At 74.0% G+C, this 22,954-nt stretch carries 21 protein-coding genes; 10 read left to right on the plus strand and 11 right to left on the minus strand.

The window, feature by feature from the left end; translation table 11 throughout:
* Positions 1-7 precede the first annotated feature (7 nt).
* Positions 8-1,060, minus strand: a complete 1,053-nt coding sequence (locus tag CLV70_RS10300) for an ArsR family transcriptional regulator (RefSeq protein ID WP_106126193.1) — start codon at positions 1,058-1,060, stop codon at positions 8-10.
* Between the two features lie 371 nt (positions 1,061-1,431).
* On the opposite strand from CLV70_RS10300, the gene CLV70_RS10305 reads away from it, so the two are divergent.
* The 6 genes from CLV70_RS10305 (at position 1,432) to CLV70_RS10330 (ending at position 8,391) form a co-directional block, all read left to right on the plus strand.
* Entirely contained in the window at positions 1,432-2,415 is a 984-nt protein-coding gene (locus CLV70_RS10305; protein WP_106126194.1) for a TauD/TfdA family dioxygenase, read from the plus strand.
* Positions 2,415-3,485, plus strand: coding sequence for an alpha-hydroxy acid oxidase (locus tag CLV70_RS10310; RefSeq protein ID WP_106126195.1), 1,071 nt, complete (start codon positions 2,415-2,417; stop codon positions 3,483-3,485). Before CLV70_RS10305 ends, CLV70_RS10310 begins: the two co-directional genes overlap by 1 nt.
* 292 nt (positions 3,486-3,777) lie before the next feature.
* A complete protein-coding gene (locus CLV70_RS10315) occupies positions 3,778-4,980 on the plus strand; it encodes a cytochrome P450 (RefSeq protein ID WP_106126196.1) in 1,203 nt (400 codons plus the stop codon).
* 11 nt (positions 4,981-4,991) lie between these two features.
* The gene (locus tag CLV70_RS10320) at positions 4,992-5,834 is read left to right on the plus strand and encodes an alpha/beta fold hydrolase (RefSeq protein ID WP_158277741.1); all 843 of its coding nucleotides are present in this window, start codon (positions 4,992-4,994) and stop codon (positions 5,832-5,834) included.
* Entirely contained in the window at positions 5,831-7,165 is a 1,335-nt protein-coding gene (locus tag CLV70_RS10325; protein ID WP_106126198.1) for an ATP-grasp domain-containing protein, read from the plus strand. The genes CLV70_RS10320 and CLV70_RS10325 overlap by 4 nt, the downstream gene beginning before the upstream one ends.
* On the plus strand, positions 7,162-8,391 hold the full coding sequence (locus tag CLV70_RS10330) for an MFS transporter (RefSeq protein ID WP_106126199.1): 1,230 nt from the start codon (positions 7,162-7,164) through the stop codon (positions 8,389-8,391). Before CLV70_RS10325 ends, CLV70_RS10330 begins: the two co-directional genes overlap by 4 nt.
* Before the next feature lie 4 nt (positions 8,392-8,395).
* On the opposite strand, the gene CLV70_RS10335 is transcribed toward CLV70_RS10330, so the two are convergent.
* The 4 genes from CLV70_RS10335 to CLV70_RS10350 all read right to left on the minus strand — a co-directional run bounded on the left by CLV70_RS10335 (position 8,396) and on the right by CLV70_RS10350 (position 11,569).
* Positions 8,396-8,794 carry a GNAT family N-acetyltransferase gene (locus tag CLV70_RS10335; protein ID WP_106126507.1) on the minus strand — a complete coding sequence of 133 codons (399 nt, stop codon included), beginning with the start codon at positions 8,792-8,794 and terminating at the stop codon, positions 8,396-8,398.
* Between the two features lie 168 nt (positions 8,795-8,962).
* The gene (locus CLV70_RS10340; protein WP_106126200.1) at positions 8,963-9,853 is read right to left on the minus strand and encodes a LysR family transcriptional regulator; all 891 of its coding nucleotides are present in this window, start codon (positions 9,851-9,853) and stop codon (positions 8,963-8,965) included.
* 26 nt (positions 9,854-9,879) lie between these two features.
* The gene (locus CLV70_RS10345; protein ID WP_106126201.1) at positions 9,880-10,962 is read right to left on the minus strand and encodes an LCP family protein; all 1,083 of its coding nucleotides are present in this window, start codon (positions 10,960-10,962) and stop codon (positions 9,880-9,882) included.
* 1 nt (position 10,963) lies between these two features.
* Positions 10,964-11,569 (minus strand): polysaccharide deacetylase family protein, encoded by a 606-nt coding sequence (locus CLV70_RS10350; protein ID WP_211303718.1) that lies wholly within the window; start codon positions 11,567-11,569, stop codon positions 10,964-10,966.
* Between the two features lie 513 nt (positions 11,570-12,082).
* Here CLV70_RS10350 and CLV70_RS10355 point away from each other — a divergent pair.
* The 3 genes from CLV70_RS10355 to CLV70_RS10365 all read left to right on the plus strand — a co-directional run bounded on the left by CLV70_RS10355 (position 12,083) and on the right by CLV70_RS10365 (position 16,273).
* On the plus strand, positions 12,083-12,403 hold the full coding sequence (locus CLV70_RS10355) for a hypothetical protein (RefSeq protein WP_106126203.1): 321 nt from the start codon (positions 12,083-12,085) through the stop codon (positions 12,401-12,403).
* Positions 12,400-12,864, plus strand: a complete 465-nt coding sequence (locus CLV70_RS10360) for a hypothetical protein (RefSeq protein WP_106126204.1) — start codon at positions 12,400-12,402, stop codon at positions 12,862-12,864. Before CLV70_RS10355 ends, CLV70_RS10360 begins: the two co-directional genes overlap by 4 nt.
* Positions 12,865-12,970: 106 nt before the next feature.
* Positions 12,971-16,273: a S8 family serine peptidase gene (locus CLV70_RS10365; RefSeq protein WP_106126205.1), complete on the plus strand. Its 3,303-nt coding sequence runs from the start codon at positions 12,971-12,973 to the stop codon at positions 16,271-16,273.
* On the opposite strand, the gene CLV70_RS10370 is transcribed toward CLV70_RS10365, so the two are convergent.
* Positions 16,242-17,849, minus strand: coding sequence for a GGDEF domain-containing protein (locus CLV70_RS10370; protein ID WP_106126206.1), 1,608 nt, complete (start codon positions 17,847-17,849; stop codon positions 16,242-16,244). The genes CLV70_RS10365 and CLV70_RS10370 overlap by 32 nt on opposite strands.
* Before the next feature lie 267 nt (positions 17,850-18,116).
* Between CLV70_RS10370 and CLV70_RS10375 the strand changes: the two genes are divergently transcribed.
* Positions 18,117-18,986, plus strand: a complete 870-nt coding sequence (locus tag CLV70_RS10375) for an alpha/beta fold hydrolase (RefSeq protein WP_106126207.1) — start codon at positions 18,117-18,119, stop codon at positions 18,984-18,986.
* Between the two features lie 104 nt (positions 18,987-19,090).
* Here CLV70_RS10375 and CLV70_RS10380 read toward each other — a convergent pair whose 3' ends face one another.
* From CLV70_RS10380 to CLV70_RS10400, 5 genes are all read right to left on the minus strand, one after another.
* Positions 19,091-20,116, minus strand: a complete 1,026-nt coding sequence (locus tag CLV70_RS10380; RefSeq protein ID WP_106126208.1) for an SDR family oxidoreductase — start codon at positions 20,114-20,116, stop codon at positions 19,091-19,093.
* Between the two features lie 143 nt (positions 20,117-20,259).
* Entirely contained in the window at positions 20,260-21,144 is an 885-nt protein-coding gene (locus CLV70_RS10385; protein WP_106126209.1) for a DUF1963 domain-containing protein, read from the minus strand.
* 38 nt (positions 21,145-21,182) lie between these two features.
* Positions 21,183-21,809, minus strand: a complete 627-nt coding sequence (locus CLV70_RS10390; protein ID WP_106126210.1) for a GOLPH3/VPS74 family protein — start codon at positions 21,807-21,809, stop codon at positions 21,183-21,185.
* 1 nt (position 21,810) lies between these two features.
* The gene (locus CLV70_RS10395) at positions 21,811-22,026 is read right to left on the minus strand and encodes a type II toxin-antitoxin system antitoxin (RefSeq protein WP_106126211.1); all 216 of its coding nucleotides are present in this window, start codon (positions 22,024-22,026) and stop codon (positions 21,811-21,813) included.
* A gap of 4 nt (positions 22,027-22,030) precedes the next feature.
* A complete protein-coding gene (locus CLV70_RS10400) occupies positions 22,031-22,942 on the minus strand; it encodes an SPFH domain-containing protein (RefSeq protein WP_106126212.1) in 912 nt (303 codons plus the stop codon).
* Positions 22,943-22,954: the final 12 nt, after the last annotated feature.

The raw sequence follows: 22,954 nt of genomic DNA on the forward strand, positions 1-22,954 counted from the left end.
AGGGACGTTAGGAAGCGGCGGCCGCGGAGTCCCGTCCTTCGGTGGAAGCCGAATCCTCGGCGAACAGCGCGACCAGCGAGTCGCCGGCGGGCGTGCGGGCGTACAGGACCCGGCGGCCGGTGCGGGCGCGGGACACCGAGCCGGTCTCCACCAGCGCACCGAGGTGCTCGGAGATCGTGCTGGCGGCGAGGCCGAGGGCGGCGGCGAGGCCGGTCGTGGTCGACGGTTCGGTCAGCGATCGCAGCACGGCGGCGCGGCCGGGCCCGATCAGCCGGTCGAGGCGGTCCCGGCCGGCCGGGGCGGGCGCCGGGCTCCCGGCGAGAACGGCCGACCCGCGCGCCTGGTACGCCACCATGAGGATCTCGGGATGGTCGGTCGACACGGTCATCGTGTCCTGCATCAGCAGCACGGGTACCAGCAGCAGCCGCTGGTCGCGGGCGTTGAGCACCGAGTCGCGCGGCTTCGGCAGCGACAGCACGGGCCGGTCCCAGCTGGCGGGCGTACGCAGGCTGTCGAGCAGCGACTCGGGGCCGGCCGTCGCGAGGGTCCGGGCGCGCAGCAGCTGCTCCTCGTCCAGCGCGGCGCGCATCGCCGGCCAGTACGGGGCGAGGGCCAGCTCCCAGAACGCCTCGAGGGCGTCCGCGAGCAGCCCGAACGCCCGCTCCCCGCGGTCGGCGTACGGCTCGAGGAACGCGGGCAGCCCTTCCGGGTAGTGCTTGGCGAACTGTTCCGCCGCGAGCGCCGGGGGTGTGCGGCGTACGGCCTCCAGCTGCTCGCTCAGGGCCGGGCGGGCCCCGAGGGGCACGGGGGTGAACACGTCGGGGGTCGGGCGGCCGTGGTCGGTGCCGTAGAGCTGGGCGTACACGCGCAGCGGCGCCGTCTCCGGGACCGTGCGCAGCACCTCGCGCGCCCGCTCCACCCAGTCCGTGTACGGCCACGGCGCCCGGTCCCGGTCCCGCTGCCGGTGCACCAGGTCGAGCCCGGCGACGGCCTCGCTCAGGGGGCTGACCGCGATCCGCGTACGGTCGATCGTCGCGTCGCTGAACCGGATGCGGATCACGGGCCGATGCTAATACTTCGACTTTCGGTGACAGATTGACCACTCTGCGTGGAGATCCCGCCGCACCGGGCGATTTTGTTCGGCGTCCGCCGCGCGTCCGCGTCAAGCGGGGTGGGCAGCGCAAACGCCGGAATTGCGGCCGATTATCGGCGGGGCGGGCCGAGGTATCGACGGCCGGAGATGTTGCGATTGCCCTCCGTAGCTCCATACGATGGCGACAACGGGGCTTACACGGGGGTTCCTGATCAAGTACGGCCGACGGCTGTCGTCCGCCTTCGCGGCGACGGCGGGCGCATTGCGGCGTGCTTTGTCAGACGATTCTCGTGCGATGTCCTGCATCCTGAAACCTATCGTCAAGGGATGTGGCATCCGTGAATGAAATCGCGATCGCCGGCGGCGTGACAACGGAATCCGTTTCCGAGGCCGAGGCCGCCGGCATGCGCCGGTCGGCGCGGGAACAGATCATCGGCCGGTTTCCCCGGCCGCTCGACCGGCAGGACACGCGCGACCATTTCCGGCTGGCCGCCCGCCACGAGACGATCTTGCCGGAGCGGGTCCGCGACGCCCTGGCCCGGCTGCGCGACGGCGCCACCGACGCGGTCGTCCTGCACGGCCTGCCGGCCGACGACCGCACCGGCCCGGACGCGCCGCCGCTGCTCGGCTGGACCTGGCTGGCCATGGTGACCAGGCAACTCGGCCACGAGTTCGGCTATCGCGCGGAGAAGAACGGCGACCTCGTGCACGACGTACGGCCACGGCCGGACGGCGCGGCGACGCAGTCGAACGCCTCCTCGGCGGTCGACCTCTCGCTGCACACCGAGGTCGCGTTCCACGACGTCCGGCCCGACTTCGTCGTCCTCTACGGCGTGCGCAGCCCGCAGCCGCGGCCGGCCACCCGCCTGGTGCACATCGCCGACGCGGTGCGGGAATGCCGCCCGGAAACGGTACGCAGACTCCGCGAACCGCGTTTCCGGATCGCCGCACCGGAAAGCTTCTCACCGGCCGGGCGGGCGGCCACCGAAGGGGTCGGCCCCATCGGCGGATCACCCGGCTGGCCCACCGTCCGCTGGCACAGTTCCATTACCGGTTCAACGGCGCAGGATCGGGCCGCCATCGCCGATTTCCTCGATTGCGCGGAACGGGTCGCCCATCGCGTACGGCTGGGTCCCGGCAGTTTGGTGGTCTTTTCCAATAATCGTTGTCTGCACGGCCGGGATTCGTTCACCGCGCAATACGACGCCAGTGACCGGTGGCTGCTGCGCACCTATGTCCTGCGCGACGTCACCCGGCTGATGACGCGGTACGGGCCGGCCCCGGACGGCGACGGCATCCGCACCCTCGCCGAGGCCGCCTGATGACGACCGGCCGGCTGCTCTCCCTCGACGACTTCCAGCGGGCCTGCCGCACGGTGCTCGACGGCGCGCGGTGGGCGTACCTGGCGGGCGGCGCCGGGCGCGACGACGGGGTGCGGCACAACGAGGCGGCGCTGCGCCGGTGGAAGCTGCGCCCGCGCCCGTTGCAGGGCACCGCCGACCCGGACCTCGGCGCCGGCGTGCTCGGCTTCGACTCGGCCCTGCCGGTGCTGCTCGCGCCGACCAGCCCGCTGCGGCTGTTCCACGAGGAGGCCGAGCTGCCGGTCTCGCGGGCCGCGCAGCGCGCCGGCGTCCTGCCGATCGTCAGCAACGACAGCCATCACAGCCTGACCGACATCGCGAAACAGGGGCCGTTCTGGTTCCAGCTGTACTGCTACGGCAGCCGCGACGACGTCACCCGCACCATCCGGCTGGCCGAGTCGCTCGACGCGCGGGCCCTGGTGGTCACCATCGACAACAGCCATCCGTCGCGCCGGCTCGCCATGCTGCGCGCCGGTTTCGCCACCCCGCCGGACGTGCGTTTCGGCATCCACCGGGAGAGCGGCTACTCCGACGGGTACGTGCCGCCGGACACCCGGCTGCCGCGCTGGCCGCTCACCTGGGAGCTGCTCGACTTCATCCGGTCGCGGACGAGCCTGCCGGTGGTCGTCAAGGGGGTGCTGCATCCGGCGGACGCGGCCGAGCTTGCCGCGCGCGGCGTGGCCGGGCTGATCGTCTCCAACCACGGCGGCCGGCAGCTCGACGACTCGATCGCGGCGATCGACGCCCTGCCCGCCGTCGTCGCCGCGGCCGGCCGGACGCCGGTGCTGATGGACGGCGGCATCCGCACCGGGGCGGACGTGATCAAGGCGCTGGCGGGCGGCGCCGCGGCGGTGTGCATCGGCCGCCCGTACGTCTGGGGCCTGGCCCTGGACGGCGAGGACGGCGTCGCGAACGTCCTCGGCGTGCTCCGGCAGGAGCTCCTGGACGTGGCACGGCAGCTCGGGCTGGGCAGCCTGCGCGACGTGCCGGCAGACCTGGTGGTGCGGGACCCGGGCCCCGGATCACCGTGAGGAACGGCGGACCCGAGGAGGGGAGGAGGTGTTTCCCATGATCAAGCGGATCAAGGCGCGTTTCGCGCGCAAGGCCCTCGCGGGCGCGTACCCGTGGCACTGAGACAGGCATGGCCGTCGATGACCGGAGGGAGGTGTATTCGATGATCAAGCGGATCAAGGCGCGTTTCGCACGCAAGGCCCTTGCCGGCGCGTACCCCTGGCACTGACGCCGATGACGGTGGCCGGGGCCTCGCGCGGGTCCCGGCCACCGCCGCCGTTCCCCTCGTCCGCCGCACCCTAAGGAGTCCCGGTGACCGTCGCCCCACCGGTGCAGGCGAAGCTGTCCCGCGCCGACCTGCTCGAGGAGTACGACCAGGACCGTCCCGGCTTCGTGCTGCGCGCCGCGCGGCGGTACGGGCCGGTCGTCGAGCTCAGCCCCGGCACGGTGCTCGTCACCGGCGGCGAGGTGGCCCACGACGTGCTGCGCCGCACCAACCGCGACTTCCTCATGGACCGCGACCGGGCCTGGCGCCCGACCGACAGCCGCCGCGGCGAGGACGCGCTGGAGAGCTGGATGTCGGCGCGCCGCGCGATGCTGTCCGCCCTCTCCGGCGACCTGGTCGGCGAGCATCTGCGGTGGTACGCGGGCGAGCTGGCCACGCTGATGGACGACTGGGCCCGGATCGGCCGCACCGGCGATCCCCTGCCCGCGCTCGTACGCCTGAGCACCGACGCCTTCCTGCGGCTGTGCCTGGGCCCCGCCGCCGCCCGCCGGGAACGCGACGACCTCGCCGCGCTGGTCGCCGGCCTGCTCGACGCCCTGAACCCGATCGTCCGGTCGTCCGTCGAGCTGCCCTGGTTCCTCGACCGGCTCACCGCCCGCCGGCGCCGCGCCACCCGGGCCCAGCAGCGCCTGGACTCGGCCCTGCACGCCGTCGTGGACCGGCCGCCGCCGGGCGGGCTGATCGCCATGCTGAGCGGCGCCGGCGTCCCCGCCGGACCGCTGGTGCGGATCCTGGTGTCGGCCACGATCGCCTCCCGGCTGGTGCCGGCCGCGGCCGCCGCGTGGACGCTGCACGCCGTGGCCACGCACCGGCCGCAGGAGGAGCCGGGGCAGGTCGTCGACGAGGTGCTGCGGCTGCGGCCGCCGACCTGGCTGCTGCACCGGGCCACCCACGGGGAGGAGACCAGCGGCGAATGGCGGTTCCCGGCCCGGACGGCGGTGATGATCAGCCCGTACGCGATCCACCGCGACGAGCGCCACTTCCCCGAGCCGGAGCTGTTCCGGCCCGGACGCTGGACGGGCGCACGGCTGCCGGCGGGGGCGTACCTGCCGTTCGGCGGCGGCCCGCGCTGGTGCGTCGGCACCCACCTGGCGAAGGCCCAGCTCACCACGGCCGTCGAGGTGTTCCGGCGCTATCGGCTGGATGATGTGTCCCGGTCGGTGACCGCCGACACGAGCTCCACAATGTACCCGCGCGGCCTGACGGTGAGCGTCGGCCGCGCCCGATGAGAGGACCACGCATGCGAGTCCGAGCGGGAGACGTCCGCCTGCACGTCACGACGCTGGGTGACGAGTGGCGCGACGGGAGCCGGCGGCCCGACATCATCGCCGTGCACGGCGGGCCGGGCATCGACGGCGGCATGCTGCGGCTGACCATGCGGCCCGCGGCGGAGTACGCCCACGTCGTCGTCCCGGACCTGCGGGGGCACGGGCGCAGCGACCGGGGCGGACCGGCCGACTGGAACCTCGACGTGTGGGCCGACGACCTGGCCGCGCTCGTGGACACCCTCGGCCTGGAGCGGCCGTACCTGCTCGGCACGTCGTTCGGCGGCTTCGTCGTGCAGCGCTTCCTGTCGCGCCACCCGCGGGTGCCGGGCGGCGCGATCCTGGTCGGTACGGGCGCCCGGCAGGCGAGCCACGACGAGATCGTCGAGCGGCACCGGGTGCTGGGCGGGGACCGGGCCGCCGCGGTGATGCGCCGGTCGCTGACCGACCATTCGGCGCAGGCCGAGCGGGAGTGGGCCGAGGTGTGCGGGCCGCTGGCCATGCGGCGCACGCCGGACGAGGCGTACCAGCGGGCGGTCCGGGGCCGGATCGCCACGCCGGAGGTCAACGCCGCGTTCATCCCGCAGCTGTCCACTCTCGACCTGCGCGCCGATCTGGCCGCCGCCCGGTGCCGGGTGATGGTGCTGGTCGGCGAGGACGATCCGCTGATCCCGTACGAGGTCGCCGCGGAGATCGTGGCGAGCCTGCCCGGGCGGGCGGGGGAACTGCACGTGGTGCCCGGCGCGAGCCACCAGGTGATCTGGGACGCGCCGGAGGCCGCGCACTCGCTGATCCGCAAGTTCACGGAGGGGTCATGACCGACGGCGAGCACTTCGTCCAGCCCACGCCCGAGCGGTTCCGGGAGGCCACCGCGGAGCTGCGCGAGCTGTCCGCGCCGTACGCGAAGGAGCGCCTGGTCTTCCGCCCGCCGGTGGAGCCCGCCGGTTCCCTGACCCGGCTGGAGTCGGCCTGCCGGACCGTCTTCGAGGGGCTCGACGCCGTCCTGCGCGACCGGTGCGGCGGCGACGTCCTGCGGCTGGCGCAGCTGTGCCGGGCCACCGCACCGGAGCTGACGTTCCTGACCCGCCAGCCGCACCAGAACTGGTCCACGGTGGCCCGCCCGGACGTCATCACCTCGGGCGGCCGCACCGTGGTGGTGGAGATCAACGGCGACTCCCCCGCCGGCCTGTTCGGCCTGCACGACATCATCACCCGCGCCCAGAGCGCGTTCCTGCGGCCGTCGGCGACCGCGCCCGGGCGGCCCGCCGTGGCGATGCACGGCCTGCTGGCGAGCCTGGAGAAGAGCTTCGGCGCGCTCGACGGCATGGTCGCCATCTGCTACTGGCGGCACGAGGAGCGCGCCGGGCGGCTCGACTGGCAGTACGAGCTGTTCGCGCGCGAGCTGCGCCGGCACGGGGTCGAGGCGGCCCACTGCGCGCTGGAGGATCTCGACCTGGCCGGCGACGGCGTACGCCACCGGGGCCGCAGGGTCAGCGTCGTGTACCGCTACTTCGAGTCGCCCGAACCCGGCGAGGACGACGAGTTCGCCGTGCTGGAGCGGCTCTTCGCGATCGCGGAGAGCGGCCGCGTCGGCCTGTTCACCGGTTACCGGGCGGAGGTGCTGGCCTCGAAGGCGGCGCTGGCCGTGCTCTCCGACGAGGCCGTGCTGGACGGGCTCGCGCCCTCGCTGCGCGCCCGCCTGGCCGAGCACGTGCCGTGGACCCGGGTTCTCGAACCGCGCCGGACCCGGTTCGGGAACACCGAGGTCGACCTGCTGCCGTGGGTGGAGCGCCACAAGGACCGGCTGATCGTCAAGCCGGTACGCGGGCACGCCGGCATCGGCATCACCGTCGGGCGGGAGGTCACGGCCGACGCGTGGGCGCAGGTGATCGCCGAGGCGGTCCGGGGCGGGGCCGGCGACCACCCGTACATCGTCCAGGAGGTCTTCGATCCGGACCCGCTGCCGGTCGCCTTCGTCGACGAGCAGGGGCAGGTGACCAGCACCGTCACCCCGTCGGTCAGCGGCGTGTTCATCGTGGACAACGCGGCGGTGGCGGTCCTGCGCCGCTACGCGGTCAACGCGACCGGGACCATCAACATCAACCCCTTCAGCGGGTACGCGCCCTCGCCGGTGTGGACCGCCGCATGAGGTGGGGCCCGGCCTCGTACCTGTTCGCCTCCGGCGCTGCCGCCAGCCTCGGCGACGGCATCCGGTACGCGGCCATGCCCCTGCTCGCGGTGCACGTCACGAGAGACCCGGTGAGCGTCGCCGCGGTCGCCGCCGCGCTCTCCGCCGCCCACCTGCTGTTCGGCTTCCACGTCGGCGCCGCGGTGGACCGGTTCGACCGGGTCCGCCTCCTGCGCCGCACCCAGCTGTTCCGGGCGGTGCTGATCGTGGCGCTGCTCGCCGCGGTGGCGCTGGACCGGGCGACCCTGCCGCTGCTGCTGGCGGCCGCGTTCCTGCTGGGCGCGGCGGAACTGGCGGCGGAGACCGCGGTGCAGTCGCTGACGCCGGTGGTGGTGCAGGACGCCGGGCTCGAGCGGCTGAACGCCGGGCTGACCGCGTCCCAGTCGATCGGCGAGGACTTCGCCGGGCCGGCCGCCGGCGGCGTGCTGTTCGCGTGGCATCCGGTGGCGCCGTTCGCCGCGATAGCCGCGGCGATCGGGGGCAGCTGGGCGCTGCTGACCCGGCTCCGGGTCCCCGGCCGCGTGCCGGCCGGCCCGGCCCCCGCGGCACCGGTGCGCACGTCGCTGACCGCCGAGGCGCGCGAGGGCCTCCGCTACCTGATGCGCGAGCCGACGCTGCGCCTGCAGGCGGTCTGGGCGGCGGCGATGAACCTCGGCGTGGCCGCGGCCAACGCCACCCTCGTGCTCTACGTGGTCGACGAGCTGCACCTCGGCGGCAGCACGTACGGCCTGCTGCTGACCGGCGCGGGGGTCGGCGGGCTGGCCGGCGCCGCCGCCGTGTCCTGGACGGTGCGAGCGCTCGGCCGGGTGCCCACGATGATCGCCGCGAGCCTGGTGGCCGGCGTGGTCACCGCGGGCATCGCGGCCACCGGCTCGGTGTGGCTGATCGTCGCCTTCCAGTTCCTCGCCGGCTTCTCCGGGGTGTCCTTCTCGATCGTCGGCCGCTCGCTGCGCCAGAGCATCACCCCGGACGCCCTCATGGGCCGGGTGACCAGCATCTACCGCCTGATCGGCTTCGGCTCCCTGCCGCTCGGCGCGATCGGCGGCGGTGCGGTCGCGCACGGGCTGGGTCTGGGCACCCCGTTCCTCCTGGCCGGCGCGGTGATGGTGGGCAGCACCCTGACGCTGGGGCTGATGACCCGGCGGGCGCACGTGGCCCTGGCCGCCCGCGAGCCGGCCGCCCGGTGAGCGGTCAGTGCAGCCGGCGGGCGTAGCACAGGGCCATGGGGTGACCCGCGAACGGCCCGTAGCCGTCGGTCCGGTGGTAGCCCTCCCGCTCGTAGAACCGGACGGCGTCGGGCTGCCGGTCGCCGGTCGTGAGCTGCACGGTGTCCGCTCCGAGGCGCAGCGCGTGCCCCTCCAGCGCCCGGAGGATGCCCGTGGCTACGCCGGTGCCGCGGGCGTCCGGCGCGACGTACATGCGTTTGACCTCGGCCGTGCCGTCGGGCAGGAGCCGCAGCGCGCCGCAGCCGACCGCCTCGCCGTCGCCACCGCGGGCGATCAGGTAGACGTCGACGGTCTCCGCGGTGGGCCTGCTGTCGCCCTCCTGGTCCGGGATCTCGGGATAACGGGCGGCCAGCTCCGCCCCCATGGCGTCGCGCAGGCGGACGCCGTCGGCGCTCTCCCACGGCTCCTCGGCAATGATCACTTCTCGGCACTCCTCGGCGTCTCGGCGGTCCGTGCCTCGATCGAAACAGGAAAACGATCTTGGTGGGTAATGCCGATGCGGTTGCCCGGTGATGCCGGGAGGGCATGAGGATCAGCGTCCGGCGGGCGCCCAGCCGGCGCGTGCGTGCGCCACGAACCGCTCGGCGAGCGGGTTCCTCGCGCCGGCCGGGACGCCGATCTCCAGGGTGCTCGGGGTGAGGCCCTCGACCGGCCGTACGCGCAGGCCCGGCAGTTCGTCCGCGGGCAGCGTCGTGCCGTGGGCGAAGACGATGGCGCGGCCCAGGACGACCGCGGCGATCACCTCCGTCGTGTCCCGCACCCGGGGGCCGTGCCGCCTCGGATGCGGGTCGGCGTCGGCGCCGCTCCAGTGGTCCGCCTCCGCCGCCGACATGCCGTCCCAGTAGGTGACCGGCTCGTCCCGGAGGTCGGCGACCGTCAGCGACTCGCGGGCCGCGAGCGGGTGGCCGGCCGGCAGCAGCACCGAGCGGGGCTCCCGCGCGAGGGGGTCGACGATCAGGTTCCCCCGGTCGAAGCAGTCCCGCAGGATCGCCACGTCCGCCGCGGTCGCGCCCAACTCCTCCGGCCGCTCCGGCCAGCCGCGAGGGACGACGTGGACGCGGACGCCGGGGTGGCCGGCCTCGAAGTCCCGGCCGGCCGCGGACACCGCCAAGACGTCGCACACCGGCGCGGAGACCGTCAGCGTCTCGGCGCCGGAGTACGCGCCCCGCGCCCGTTCGATCGCCGCCCGGGACCGTTCCACCAGCTCGTACGCGTCGGCCAGCAGCACCGAGCCGGCCTCGGTGAGCCCGGTGGCCTGGGAGCGGCGCACCAGCAGGGGCACGCCGACCGTGCGCTCCAGGGCCTGCAACGCCCGCGACAGGGCCGGCTGGGTCATCATGAGCCGCCGCGCCGCGCGCGTGATGCTGCCGGTCTCCGCCACGGCGATGAGGTATCTGAGGTGTCGCGGATCGAGGTCGGGCACGAGCCGACGATAGACGAGGCCCGCGCCTACCGGCCGTGGCTCACGTCGTTCGGCGGGTATTTACGGACATAGCGGTCGAGGCGGCCCTCCCGCAGGGCCGTGAACAGCTCGCGGCACCGACCGGTGTCGGGGACCATCACCGAGCCCACCCCGGGGACGTCACGGTTCTCCGCGATCGGCAGCGTCATGAAGGTCAGGTCCTTCGGGCGCAGGCCGCGCAGGGTCAGGGCGAGACGCTGCACGGGCATGCTGCGGTCCACGGTGAGCATGCCGGCCCCCGCCCGCACCAGCCGGTCCAGGGCGATCGGGTCGGTCAGCACGTTCTTCTCGGCGATCTTCCCGGCGAGCGCGTGCAGGTACTGCTGGTGCCGCTTGGACCGGTCGAAGTCGTCGTTGGGCAGGCCCCGGCGCTGACGGACGTAGTACTCCGCGAGCTTGCCATCCAGGTGGACCTTGCCGGCGTCGAAGACCACGCAGCGGCGCGAGCGGCCCTGCGGGTCGGTGCACGGCGCCGACGGGTACGGGCTGTCCTCGGGCAGGAAGCGATACCGGTCGACGGCCCGCTTGTCCACCACGACGTCGACGCCGCCGACCAGGTCGGTGAGCTTGCGGACGCCGGCGAAGTCGATGACGATCGGCCAGTCGACCGTGAGGTCGCCGAACTGGTTCACCGTCTGCACCAGCCGGGGAGCGCCGCCCCAGGCGTACGCCGCGTTGACCTTGTTGCGGCTCCCCCGTTCCCCGTCGGCCGTGGCGATCGGCAGGTACGTGTCGCGCGGGATGGAGATCACGTAGGCGTGCCCGGTCGACTTCGGGATGTGCACGAGGATGATGACGTCGCTACGCCCGTCGCCGGGCTCGCCGCGCTTGCGGCTGTCCGAGCCGATGAGCAGCAGGTTCATCGGCCCGCGCACCTTCGGCGGTTCCGGTTTGCCGGACGCGGAGCGGACCGGCGCGGGCAGCAGGTCGGCGCGGTGGACCGCCCCCTCGTAGCGGCCCGCGAGCATCCGGGCGCCGGCCACGGTCGCCACCGAACCCGTCACGAGCAGGGCGACGACCACGGCGAGCAGCAGCTTCCAGCGGCGCTTGAACCATCGGAGCACGGGCATCTCACACCCCCACGAACCGGTAGCCGGAACTCTTGAGCTCGGGTACGACGTGCCGCAGCGCCTGCACCGTCTGCGACCGGTCACCGCCGCCGTCGTGGGTGAGCACGATCGACCTGTTGCCGACCTGGTTCAGGACCGCGGAACGGATGTGGTTCGAGCCCGGGGTCTCCCAGTCGCGCGGGTCGACGTCCCAGGCGATCGAGTTCTGCCCCAGGGCGGCGCACTCCTTGAACACGGTACGGGACCAGTTCCCGTACGGCGCCCGGAAGAGGTGCGGCACCGTGCCGGTGATCGAGGCGACGGTGTCGACGGCGCGCTGGATCTCGGTGCGCACCTTCGCGGCGTTCAGCTTGCGGAGGTTCGCGTGCGACCACGTGTGGGTGCCCACCGTGTGCCCGCCGTCCACGATGGACCGGAGCAGGTCGGGATGGGCCGCGGCAGTCTGCCCGATCACGAAGAACGTCGCCGTGACGTGGTGCTTGTGCAGGATCTTCAGAACCTGCGGGGTGTACGCCGGGTCCGGCCCGTCGTCGAGGGTCAGCGCCACCACCTTCGTGCCCTTCCGGGCAGCCGAGGCGGGCAATGCGTACAGGGGTTTCCGCTGCACCGCGATGCGGGTGGGCGCCGGCGGCGTGGGCGGAGCCGACGGTGGCGCCGACGGCGGTACCGAGGGCGCGGGCGGGCCCGGGCTGGGACCGGCCGCCGGGCGTCCCTCCGAGGCGCAGGCACTGAGCAGCGTCAGACCTCCGATCGCGAGGAACGCCCTCCGGCTCCCGCGCGGTCCTGGTTGCATCGTCATCGTCGCCACCTCCGGCTTTCGCTGTCGCCGCGAATTCTGGTGACGGGTTATCAGGAACCCGTGAGGATCCGGCCCACTACGGAACGGGTACGGGCACTCACCCTCCAGCCCGGCGTCAGCCGTGGTTCGCACACTCTCCGGCAAGCGGCGCCGTCCCGGCCGCGCACACCACGGGGAGGATCTCGATGCTTCGTACCGTCCGTCACGCCCTGGGCCTGACCGTTCCGCTCACCCTCGCCGCCGCCCTGATCGGGCCGGCACCCGCCCTCGCCGCCGAGCCGGATCCGCGCCTGCTGCTCGCCGCGGACGTCGCGCCCCTGCGTGGACGGTGGCCCGACCGCGGGCGACCAGGCGATCGCCGACTTCGTCAACCCCCGGCTCTCCGCCAAGATGCGCAACGCGGTCAGCGCGTACACCGCGTCCTGCCTGCGGGCCGTGGTCACCGCCGCGCAGAACCGCGGGCTGGCCAAGCGGGCCGCGGTCATCGCGATCACGACCGCGATCGTGGAGAGCTCGATCCGCAACATCAGCGAGGAGGTGGACCACGACAGCCTCGGCATCTTCCAGCAGCGGGCGTCCTGGGCTCGCGGGCGCAGCGGCTGGACCCGGAGTGGGCCACCAACGCGTTCCTCAACAAGATGATCAGCCTCTATCCGAACGGGTCCTGGCAGACGGCACCGATCGGCGAGGTGTGCCAGCGGGTGCAGGTGTCCGCATACCCGGACCGGTATCAGCCGCAGGCCGCCGACGCGCAGATCCTGGTCGACGCGGTCTGGCACCGGCCCGGCGCCCCGGCCGTGGCGTACGACCAGGGTGACGGTTCCATGCGCATCTACCGCTGGTCCTCGACCGGTGACGAGTTCGACCGGGCCAGTGACTACGACTCCGGAGCTTTCACCCTCAGCAGCGTCGACGACCGCACAGCCTCCGGCGACGTCGACGGAGACGGCGACAGCGACATCGTCATGGCCTACCAGAACACCGACGGCACCTGGGCCCTGCACGTCTTCCGCAACGGCAACTCCTGGGCCGGCACCTGGTGCACCGGCGGAAACATGAACCTCGACCGCGTCGCCGGCCGCCTCGTCCTCGGCACCTGGTAGGCGATCACCGGGTAAGCCGTCCACATCGGATGGCTTGCCCGGCTGTGGCAGAGTCTCCTGCATCGGTGCCATGGGCATCGGCGGTCGGCGTCCGGGAGGCTGTGCCATGCGTCTGACAAACCCCGCCCTGCGCCTGAGAAGACTGTCCGCGGCTCTGCTCACCCTGGGGACGACCGTCGCGCTCGGCGCGGTCGCCCCGGCGGCCGTCCGGGCAGCGCCGGCACCGCTCGCCGGGGCCCCGGCCGGGCGGGCGACCACGGTCACGCTGATCACCGGCGACCGGGTCACGTTCACCGCGGGCAGCACGAGCGTGCAACGCGGTCCCGGCCGGGCCGGCGTCCGGTTCGTCGGGCGCACCGCCGGGACGCACCGGTACGTCATCCCGCTCGACGCCCTGCCGCTGGTGCAGGCCGGGCGGGTCGACGCGCGGCTGTTCGACCTGACCGCGCTCGAGAGGTTCGGCTACACCCGGGACGCCGACCTTCCGCTGCTGGTGGCGTACCCCAGGACCGGCAGGAGCAAGGGACCGGCGAGCTTCCGGTCGGCGATCGGCGCGAGGGCCCGCGTCATCCGCGATCTCCCGGGGGCGGGCGCGCTGGCGGTGCGCGCGGCACGGCCGGACCGGGCCCGGCTCTGGACCTCGATGATCACGGGTACGCCCGCGGCACCCGCGCTGCGCCCCGGCATCGAACGGATCTCGCTCGACGGCAAGCGCGAACTGACCCTCGACGTCAGCGTGCCGCAGATCGGCGCCCCGGCGGCGTGGGCCCGGGGCCTGGACGGGACCGGCGTGACGGTGGCCGTGCTGGACAGCGGCATCGACGCCACCCACGCGGACTTCGCCGGCCGGATCGTCGCGCAGGAGAACTTCACCGCGGCACCGTCCACCGACGACGTCTACGGCCACGGCACCCACGTGGCGTCCATCGTCGCCGGCAGCGGCGCGAAGTCGGGCGGCCGGTACAGGGGCGTGGCGCCCGGCGCGAAGCTGGCCATCGGCAAGATCTGCGAGGCGCGCTGGTGCGAGGAGTCGGCGATCCTGGCCGGCATGGAATGGGCCGCGCGGACCGCCCCGGTGGTCAACATGAGTTTCGGCAGCGACGACCTCCCGGGCGTCGACCCGGTCGAGCAGGCGGTCGAGGACCTCACCGCGGAGCACGGCACGCTGTTCGTCGTCGCGGCCGGCAACTCCGGCGCCCTCGGCGGCCACACGGTCGGCTCGCCGGGCACCGCCGACTCCGCGCTGACCGTCGGCGCGGTGGACGACCAGGACGCCATCGCGAACTTCTCGAGCCGCGGCCCCCGGGCCGGCGACGAGGCGATCAAGCCGGACATCACCGCGCCGGGCGTGGACATCGTCGCCGCCGCGGCGGCGAATGGCACCCTGGGCACGCCCGCCGACGAGGGCTACGTGACGATCAACGGGACGTCGATGGCCGCCCCGCACGTCGCCGGCGCCGCGGCCATCGCGCTGCAGCAGCATCCGGACTGGTCACCGCGGCTGCTCAAGGGCCTGCTGATGGGTGCCGCCCGGCCGACCGAGGGCGCGAGCGTGTTCGAGCAGGGCGCCGGCCGGGTCGACGTGGCGCGCCTGATGCACCAGGCGGTGTCGGCCGACGAGGGCAGCCTCAGCTTCGGCCTGCGCCCCTGGCCGCACGACGACGACGCCCCGATCGCCAGAGGCCTCACCTACCGCAACGGCGGCACCGCGGACGTCACCCTGCGGCTCGCGCTGGACGCCGACGCGGACACCTTCTCCGTCTCGCCGCAGACCCTGACCGTTCCCGCCGGGGGCACCGCCCGGGCCACCGTCACCGTGGACACCCGGGCCGCCGGCCCGTACGGGAACGTCACCGGGCGGGTCGTCGCCACCGGAGGTGACGTCAAGGTCGAGACGCCGATCGCGGTGAACCGGGAGGCGGAGAACTACGACGTCGTGTTCCGGCACACCGGCCGCGACGGCGCGGCGGCGGCCGGCTACTGGACGACGCTCACGTCGCTGAGCACCGGCCGGACGTACGAGCTCTTCAACGGCGACACCGTCACGGTACGGCTGCCCCGCGGCGAGTACGGCCTCTACAGCCTGATCTACGGCGACACCGACCAGAGCCTGCTGATCCAGCCGAGGCTCGTGGTGGACCGCGCGACCACGATCGACCTCGACGCCCGGCGCGCCCGGCCGGTGGTCGTCACGCCGCCCCGCAGCGACGCGGCCCAGGCCCTGGTCGCCGTGCACGGCAACTGGATCGGCGAGACCGTGGGCGCCGGGGTGACCGTGACGTCGGCGGTGCCCGGCGACACGTACACCGCGCAGGTCGGCGACGGCGCGGAGCTGCCGGAGTTCCGGGGGCTCGTCAACTCGGTCTTCGCCGCGCCCGACGGCCACGGCGGCTTCACCGACAGCCCGTACTCGTACGAGGCCACGTATCAGCGCCTCGGCTCGTTCTACACCGGCTTCGTCAAGCGGATCCGGCCGGGTTCGCTGGCCCGCGTCGACGTGCGCTTCCCGCGCGAGGCGGCCGGCGACGACGTGACCGTGGTGAAGACGAACCGGCCGCACCTGGATACGCCGGGCAGCTGGACGGAATCGCTGCACTCGCACGTGCCGTTCCGGCGTACCGAATGGCTCAACACCGACGGCCCGGTCCGGTGGTCGGCCGAGTTCGAGCAGCGCCACCAGCCCGATCCCGAATCGTTCCCCGAATACCTGAGCAGCTCCTCCTCCCCCGCCGTGCGGCTCGAGGCGGGCCGGGCCTACCGGCAGGACTGGAACCGGGCGACGTTCGGGCCTTCGGTCGCCGGCGACACGGACACCGCCGTCCGCCGCGACACCGTGATCGTCGCCGGGGTGCCGCTGTTCGGCGAGGGCTCCGGGCACCCGGGCAACTCCGACTTCGACCACGCGCGGACCGCGTTGTTCTCCGGCTCCACGCTGATCGGCGAGGAGGCGGCCGGCTACGCCGAGTTCGAGGTGCCGGGCGGCGTGGCGCCGTACCGGCTCGAGATGGCCGCCACCCGCGGGGCGCCGTACCGGCTGTCGACGTCGGTCAGCGGCGTGTGGACGTTCACCTCCGGCCCCGGCGACCACCGGCTGCCGCTGTCCACGGTCCGCTTCAGCCCCGCGCTGGACGACCAGAACACGGCCCCGGCCGGCGCCTTCGCCGTGCCGCTCACCGTCGAGCGGCCCACGGGCTCGGCAGCCGCCCCCGTCCGCCGGCTCACGGCCGAGGTCTCCACCGACGACGGCCACACGTGGCGGCCGGCCCGGGTGACCGGCACCGGCGATCACCGCACCGTCCGGGTCACCAACCCGGCGGACCCGGGAGCGGTCTCGCTCCGCGTCCACACCGTCGACCGCGCGGGAAACACCGCGACGATCACCGTCGTGCGGGCGTACCTGGTCCGTTAGCCCACATGGTGGTGGAGACCACGCGGTCGCGGCCGGCGTGCTTGGCGGCGTACAGGTTGCGGTCCGCCGCCGCCAGCATCGCCGACTGGGTGGACGACTCCGTGCGCTGGGACACGCCGATGCTGACCGTCACCGGCACCGCGCCGGTGAGCCGGCGCCAGGGGAACGCGCCGATCGCCGCGCGGACGCCGTCGAGCAGCCGCACGGCGGACGCCTCGTCGGTGCCGGGCAGCACCAGGAGGAACTCCTCGCCGCCCAGGCGGGCGGCGAAACCGCCCGCGGGCGCCGCGGCCAGACCCTCCTCCAGCAGCTGGGCGACCTGCACCAGCACCCGGTCCCCGACCTCGTGCGAGAGCAGGTCGTTGACCTGCTTGAAGTGGTCCAGGTCGACGAGGGCCACGCTCAGCGGCAGGTCCTGGTCGAGCAGGCCGGTCAGCTGCTCGTCCATGAACCGGCGGTTCGGCAGCCCGGTGAGGGGATCGCGCCGCGCCTGCTCCCGGAACCGGGCCGCCTCCTCGCGGGCCTCCCGGGTCTCGAACATCGCCTGCCGGGTCCGCGCCTTCGCCTCCCGGTCCGCCGTCGAGAGGCTGGTGTGCACCGCGAAGAAGACCTTGTGCTCGGCGAACGCGGCGGCGAAGTCACCGCAGGCCGCGTGCAGCTCGGCCTGCTCCTGGTGCAGGCGCACGAGCACGTGGCCGATGTTGCGCTCCACGCAGATCGCCCGGGACTCGTCGAGGCTGGCCTGCGCCCGGGCGTGGTCGCCCAGCCCACGCTGCGCGCGCGCCAGGGTGAGCAGGTATTCCGCCCGGGAGTCGGCGCCTTCGAGGCGGCCGTCGCGGTACCGCTCGAGGCAGGTGAGCATCGACCGGGTGGCCTCGGCGTAGTGCCCGAGCTCGATCTCGATGGACCCGATGGTGTCCAGGATCGCCGAGTGCAGCTCGACGCCCAGCTTCTCCGCCGTCGCCCGCAGCCGCGTCGCCACCTGTTGCGCGCGGGCGGTCTCGTCCGCCAGCAGCTCCGTGTACGCCCAGTTGTTCAGCGCCCAGATCAGCACGTCGGGGCGGCCGTACCGGTGGCACAGGTCCTCGACCTGGGCGTACCGGGTGCGCGCCTCCTCCATCGACCCCATCGCCCCGAGCGCGTCGGCGAGCCGCGCCGGATACCAGATCCGCATGTAGCGCGTCGACGTGTCGTCGAGCAGCTCGACCGCGCGCAGCGAGTGGTCGAGGTTCAGCGCCGAGTCACCCAGGAGCTGGTGGACCTGCGACCAGACCATGTGTACGCGCGCCAGCAGCCGCCGCTCGTGGTGCTCCTCGGCCCAGTGCTGGATCGGCCACAGCCGGCGCGCGGCCTCGGCCAGCTCGCCCGTACGCACGAGCACGGTGACCCGGCACAGCCGCGCGCGGTGCAGCAGCAGGTCGTCGCCCAGCACCCGGGCGTCCTCCTCGAGCCGGGCGGACGCCTCGCCGGCCTCGACGACGTCGGACAGCAGCGCGTCCTCGATCTCCAGCAGGGCGGCCGACACCCGTTCCGGCTCGGTCACCGCCACCACCGGAACCTGCGCAGTCCCCGCCATCCCCGCTCCTCATCCGGCCGATCCGGCCACTCCTATCGGCGGCGGCGCGGCGCGGTGAAGCAATCCGGGCATCGGCTCCTCCGCCCGACCCGGCCGGTGCGGCCGGACGGGCAGACCTCGCGGCCGGTCGCGCACTTCGTCCGGGAGGCCCCACCGGCCACCTCGGCGAGCCGGACCGGCGCCGCGGCCGGACGCTCCGGGCGGTGGGCAGTACGCCGCTTCTGTCCGCCGGTGCCGTGCTGGCCAAGATCACCTAAGGTGCAGGGCATGAATGTCCTTGCATCGAACGGCATCGACCTCTGCTACGAGACGTTCGGCAACGCCGATGATCCGGCGTTATTGCTCGTCATGGGGCTGGGTGAGCAGCTGATCGCGTGGCCCGACGGCTTCTGCGCGGCGCTGGCCGCCCGGGGCTTCCACGTGATCCGCTTCGACAACCGCGACGTGGGGCGCTCGACCTGGCTCGACGACCTGGGCGTGCCGGACCTGGCGGCGCTGTTCGGCGGCGACCTGTCGAGCGTGCGCTACCAGCTCGCCGACATGGTCGCCGACACCGCGGGCCTCATCGAGGGGCTGCGCCTCGGCCGCGCCCACGTGGTGGGGGTGTCGATGGGCGGCATGATCGCCCAGCAGCTCGCCGTCGACCGGCCGGAGCTGGTGGCCAGCCTCGCGTCGATCATGTCGACCACGGGCGACCGCACGGTCGGGCAGGCCTCGCTGGAGAACCCGGGTGCCCTGGTCCCGCCGCCGGGCGCCGACCGCGACACCGCGATCGCCGCGGACGTCGCCCTCTACCGCCTCATCGGCTCCCCCGGATTCGAGGCGAGCGACGAGGAACTGGCCCGCAACGCCGCCGCCAAGGTCGACCGCGGCTACCACCCGGCCGGCACGGTGCGGCAGCTCGCGGCCATCGCCGCCGCCCCCGACCGCACCGCGGGCCTGCGCGCCCTGACCGTGCCCACGGTGGTGATCCACGGCGAGGCGGACCGGCTGATCGATCCGAGCGGCGGCCGGGCCACGGCCGACGCCGTGCCCGGCGCCGAGCTGGTGCTCATCCCCGGCATGGGACACGACCTGCCGGAGGGCGTCTGGGCCCCGATCATCGACGCGATCTCGGCGAACGCCGCGCGCGCCTGACCCGGCCCCGCGGGCCCGGCCGGCCCTCCGTGGCGGCGCCGGCCGGGCAGCGCGGACGGCGGGTCACGCGGTGGCGGCGCCGGCCGGGCAGCGCGGACGGCGGGTCACGCGGTGGCGGCGCCGGCCGGGTGCTCCTTGACCACCGGCAGGCTCCTCGCCAGGTCCAGGACCGCCTCCTCGGCGGGACGCGGGGTCCAGCCGAGGACCTTACGGGCCTTCTCCCCGGACGCCTCCCGCACGACCCCCAGCTCCGACACGGCCAGCGCGGCGCGATCGTCGAAGCGGCCGGCCAGGCGTACGACCCAGTCGGGCATCGTGCGGGCCGGCACGCGCTCGGCCACCTCGCCCAGGCGCTCGCGCAGCAGGGCGGCGATCTGCGGCAGGGTGAGGACGCCCGCGGCGGCCAGGAAGCGCTCACCGGCGGCGGCCGGGTCGGTCATCGCGCGGACGTGCAGGTCCGCCACGTCGCGGACGTCCACGACGGACAGGGTCATCTTCGGCACCGCGCGCATGGCGCCGCGCAGCAGGCCGTCGACGAGGGCGGCGTAGAGCGAGAGGTCCGGACCCAGCGCCGGCCCGAACACCGCCGCCGGGTTGACGACGGCGAGCTCCATGTCGCCGCCCCGCACGAGGTCCCAGGCGGCGCGCTCCGCGGCCAGCTTCGATTTCGGGTACGCCGCCATGGCCCCGCCGGCGGGATCGCTCCAGTCGTCCTCGGTGAACACCCGCCGGTTGCCGTGGCCGTACTTGACCGCGGCGAAGGACGAGGTCAGCACCGTACGCCGGACCCCGGCGCCCCGGGCGGCCCGCAGCACCCGCAGCGCACCCTGCCGGGCCGGCTCGATGACCTCGTCCTCGTGCCGGGGCTTGGCCTGCGGCACCGGCGAGGCGACGTGCAGCACGTAGTCGCAGCCGGCCGCCGCCGCGTCCCAGCCGTCGTCGCTCATGAGATCCGCGACGGCGAAGGTGAGCGCCTCACCGTCCTCGCCGGTCATCGCGCGCACGTCCGCCTCGCGCCGGGGCGAGCGCACGGTCGTGCGTACCCGGAAGCCCTGCTGCAGCAGCCGCGCGACGCAGTGCGCGGCGATGAAGCCGGACCCGCCGGTCACCAGAACCAGTTCGCCACCCATGCCCGTCTCCGTTCCCTGCCGGCGGGCCGGCAGGTCCGGCCGTCGGCAGCCCGAGGGTACGGCGGCGGGCACGGGCGTTGAAGCCCCGGCGGCGGAACGGGTCCGGCTGACGGGCCGTCGCTGCCCGATCCCCCCGGAGCCGGCTACTCGGAGAACCTCGTCACCGACAGCACCCGGTCCCACCGGGCGGCGGCCAGGTCGTCGTGGCGGATCGCGAAGCTTCCGACGTAGAACTCGTCGTCCAGCAGGAAACGGGCCAGCGAGACCCATTCGCCCGCCAGGCGGTGCGCCTCATCGTCCACATGGGAGTACCACTTCGCGACCGGGATTGTGATCTCGCCGGCCTTCTCGCGTCCCGCGAGGACCTGCTCCGCGATGCTCCTGACCACCTCGTCGGCGGCGTACCCGCCGAGGACGGCGCTGGCGAGCCCCTCGGCCGGCCAGAGGGCGCGGGCCAGCGCGCGCAGTTCGTCGCGGTGCGGCAACGCGTCCAGCACCTGCCGGCGGTGCGGCGACAGGTCGTCCTCGTCCTCGTAGTCGTCGTCCTCGTCGTCGTCCTCGTCGTCCTCGTCGAGCCACTCGGGCAGGGCCACCCCGACGACCGCGTGGAGGTCGTACTGTTCGCCGGCGAACTCGTAGTGGTACGGCGTGGACGCGACCTCGGTCCCGGCGCCGGCCGGCACGTGCACGACCCGCGCGTACGCCTGCTCCCCGCGGCTCTCCTCGTGGTCCTTCTCGTGGTTCAGGAAGAACAGCAGGGAGCCGTCCGCCGGCAGTCCGAGCCCGTCGGCCCGCGGCAGCGCCGCGCAGTCCACGGAGAAGACGAACGGGAGCGGCCTGGCCCCGTCGGACGGCCACTGCGCCCCCACCGGCAACCGGGGCAGGCCGCCGTATCGCCCGGCCGGGCTGTCGCCGGCGCCCCCGAGCAGCCGGATCGAGAACCGCAGGTGCGCGGCGAAGGTGCTGATCTCATCGTCCGCGATGCCCGCTTCGAGCGCCGCCCGGCGGAACTGTTCCTGAAGATCCATGGCCCGGAATGGTGCCAGATCACGACAACGGCGTTCGCTCAGCCCGCGGCGGACGAGTTCGCGGCCTGGACGACCCGGTGCAGGGCGGGCCCGGCCGGGCCGCTGACCTCGGTCAGCTGCGCGATGCGCCGCTCGCTCGCCCGCCTGGCCCTGCGGTCGAGCACCAGGGTGAGCTCGCCGGCGGCGACGATGGCCACCAGGGCGGCGTCCTGGGGGTCGACCCGGCCGGTGGGCTCCTTGAGGGCGGTTCGCACCCGGGCGAGAAGCTCCTTCCGTACGCGGGGATCGCGGATCGTCACCCGGGTGACCGGGAACAGTCCGAGGACCCGGCGGGGTTCGAGGCGCACCCAGCCGTCGTCGGCGAGCTGGCGGCGGACGGCCGCGATGGTCGCGCGGTGCCCGCGGCCGACCCAGGACTGCCATGTGCGCGGCCGGGCACCGGCGATCTCCGCGAGCAGCCCGTCGAGCACGGGATCGCCGCCGGAATACCGGCCCTCGACGGCGGCGCGACCGCGGACGTCGGTGAGGTTCCCCGCGAGATAGAGGTCGGCGAGGGCGGCGGCGCGCAGCATGGAGCCGAGATGGGTGCCCGTCCGCACCCGGCCCTTGGCGGGGTCGTGGGCCAGCAGGAAGACCCGCTGGGCGAGGCTGGTGGGAACGGCCATGTCACTCACCTTCCGGTTCGGGTGTGGCGGGCGGCCTGCCGGGCCCCCGCATCCGGCCGACCCCGCCGGGGAGGCGGCCGGCGTCGGCGAGGGCCTTGCGCAGGAGGAACTCGATCTGGCCGTTGGTGCTGCGCAGGTCGTCCCCGGCCCAGCGCGCGAGGGCGTCGTGCACGGCCGGATCCAGCCGGAGCAGGAGTTTCTTGCGCTCGGTAGCCATGGTCCTAGTTGTAGAGGGTGCCCGCGTTGACGACGGGCTGGGCGTCCCGGTCGCCGCACAGGACCACCAGGAGGTTGCTGACCATCGCGGCCTTCCGCTCCTCGTCGAGGTCGACGACGTGGTTCTCGGCGAGGCGGAGCAGGGCCATCTCCACCATGCCCACCGCGCCCTCGACGATCCGGGCCCGGGCGGCGACGATGGCGTTCGCCTGCTGCCGGCGGAGCATGGCGTGGGCGATCTCGGGCGAGTACGCGAGCCGGGTCAGCCGGGACTCGACGATCTTCACCCCGGCGGCGGCCACCCGTACCCCGATCTCCTCCGACAGCCGCGCGGTGATCTCGTCGGCGTTGTCGCGCAGGGACATCCGGGCCGTGTCGTGGGAGTCGTACGAATAACTGTTGGCGATGTGCCGGACGGCGGTCTCGGTCTGGATGGCGACGAACTCGATGAAGTCGTCGACCTCGAAGACGGCGCGGGCGGTGTCCTCCACCTGCCAGACCACGACGGCGGCGATCTCGATCGGGTTGCCGTCGGCGTCGTTCACCTTGAGCACGTCGGTCTCGTGGTTGCGGATCCGGGTGGACACCTTGCGCCGGGCGGTGAGCGGGTTGACCCAGCGCAGCCCGTCGGTGCGGACCGTGCCGGTGTAGCGGCCGAGAAGCTGAAGGACGCGGGCCTCGCCGGGCGCGACCGGGGTGAGCCCCGCCGCGACGATCAGCGCGCCGAGCACCAGCACGGCACCGAGCGCCACCAGGGCGGCGACGACCGCGGCGCTGTCCTGCCGCGCGCCGGCGATGACCAGGACGACGCCGGCGATGAGGACCAGGACGGACAGGAAGAGGACCGGCCAGCCCGAGGCGCCCCGGGCGATGCGCTCACGGACCTGCGGGGCGGGCAGGTCGAGGTGTTCCGTCATGACGGCTCCCTT

This window comes from Pseudosporangium ferrugineum (genome assembly GCF_003002065.1).
Lineage (GTDB): Bacteria > Actinomycetota > Actinomycetes > Mycobacteriales > Micromonosporaceae > Actinoplanes > Actinoplanes ferrugineus_A.

Bases quoted from the DNA above. Each gene is read 5' to 3' on its own strand.
- CLV70_RS10390 (WP_106126210.1), bottom strand. From the start codon at position 21,809: ATGGCCGTTCCCACCAGCCTCGCCCAGCGGGTCTTCCTGCTGGCCCAC.
- CLV70_RS10365 (WP_106126205.1), top strand. From the start codon at position 12,971: ATGCGTCTGACAAACCCCGCCCTGCGCCTGAGAAGACTGTCCGCGGCT.
- CLV70_RS10375 (WP_106126207.1), top strand. From the start codon at position 18,117: ATGAATGTCCTTGCATCGAACGGCATCGACCTCTGCTACGAGACGTTC.
- CLV70_RS10360 (WP_106126204.1), top strand. From the start codon at position 12,400: ATGATCAGCCTCTATCCGAACGGGTCCTGGCAGACGGCACCGATCGGC.
- CLV70_RS10320 (WP_158277741.1), top strand. From the start codon at position 4,992: ATGCGAGTCCGAGCGGGAGACGTCCGCCTGCACGTCACGACGCTGGGT.
- CLV70_RS10395 (WP_106126211.1), bottom strand. From the start codon at position 22,026: ATGGCTACCGAGCGCAAGAAACTCCTGCTCCGGCTGGATCCGGCCGTG.
- CLV70_RS10335 (WP_106126507.1), bottom strand. From the start codon at position 8,794: ATGGGGGCGGAGCTGGCCGCCCGTTATCCCGAGATCCCGGACCAGGAG.
- CLV70_RS10330 (WP_106126199.1), top strand. From the start codon at position 7,162: ATGAGGTGGGGCCCGGCCTCGTACCTGTTCGCCTCCGGCGCTGCCGCC.
- CLV70_RS10310 (WP_106126195.1), top strand. From the start codon at position 2,415: ATGACGACCGGCCGGCTGCTCTCCCTCGACGACTTCCAGCGGGCCTGC.
- CLV70_RS10345 (WP_106126201.1), bottom strand. From the start codon at position 10,962: ATGCCCGTGCTCCGATGGTTCAAGCGCCGCTGGAAGCTGCTGCTCGCC.
- CLV70_RS10325 (WP_106126198.1), top strand. From the start codon at position 5,831: ATGACCGACGGCGAGCACTTCGTCCAGCCCACGCCCGAGCGGTTCCGG.
- CLV70_RS10380 (WP_106126208.1), bottom strand. From the start codon at position 20,116: ATGGGTGGCGAACTGGTTCTGGTGACCGGCGGGTCCGGCTTCATCGCC.
- CLV70_RS10385 (WP_106126209.1), bottom strand. From the start codon at position 21,144: ATGGATCTTCAGGAACAGTTCCGCCGGGCGGCGCTCGAAGCGGGCATC.
- CLV70_RS10370 (WP_106126206.1), bottom strand. From the start codon at position 17,849: ATGGCGGGGACTGCGCAGGTTCCGGTGGTGGCGGTGACCGAGCCGGAA.
- CLV70_RS10400 (WP_106126212.1), bottom strand. From the start codon at position 22,942: ATGACGGAACACCTCGACCTGCCCGCCCCGCAGGTCCGTGAGCGCATC.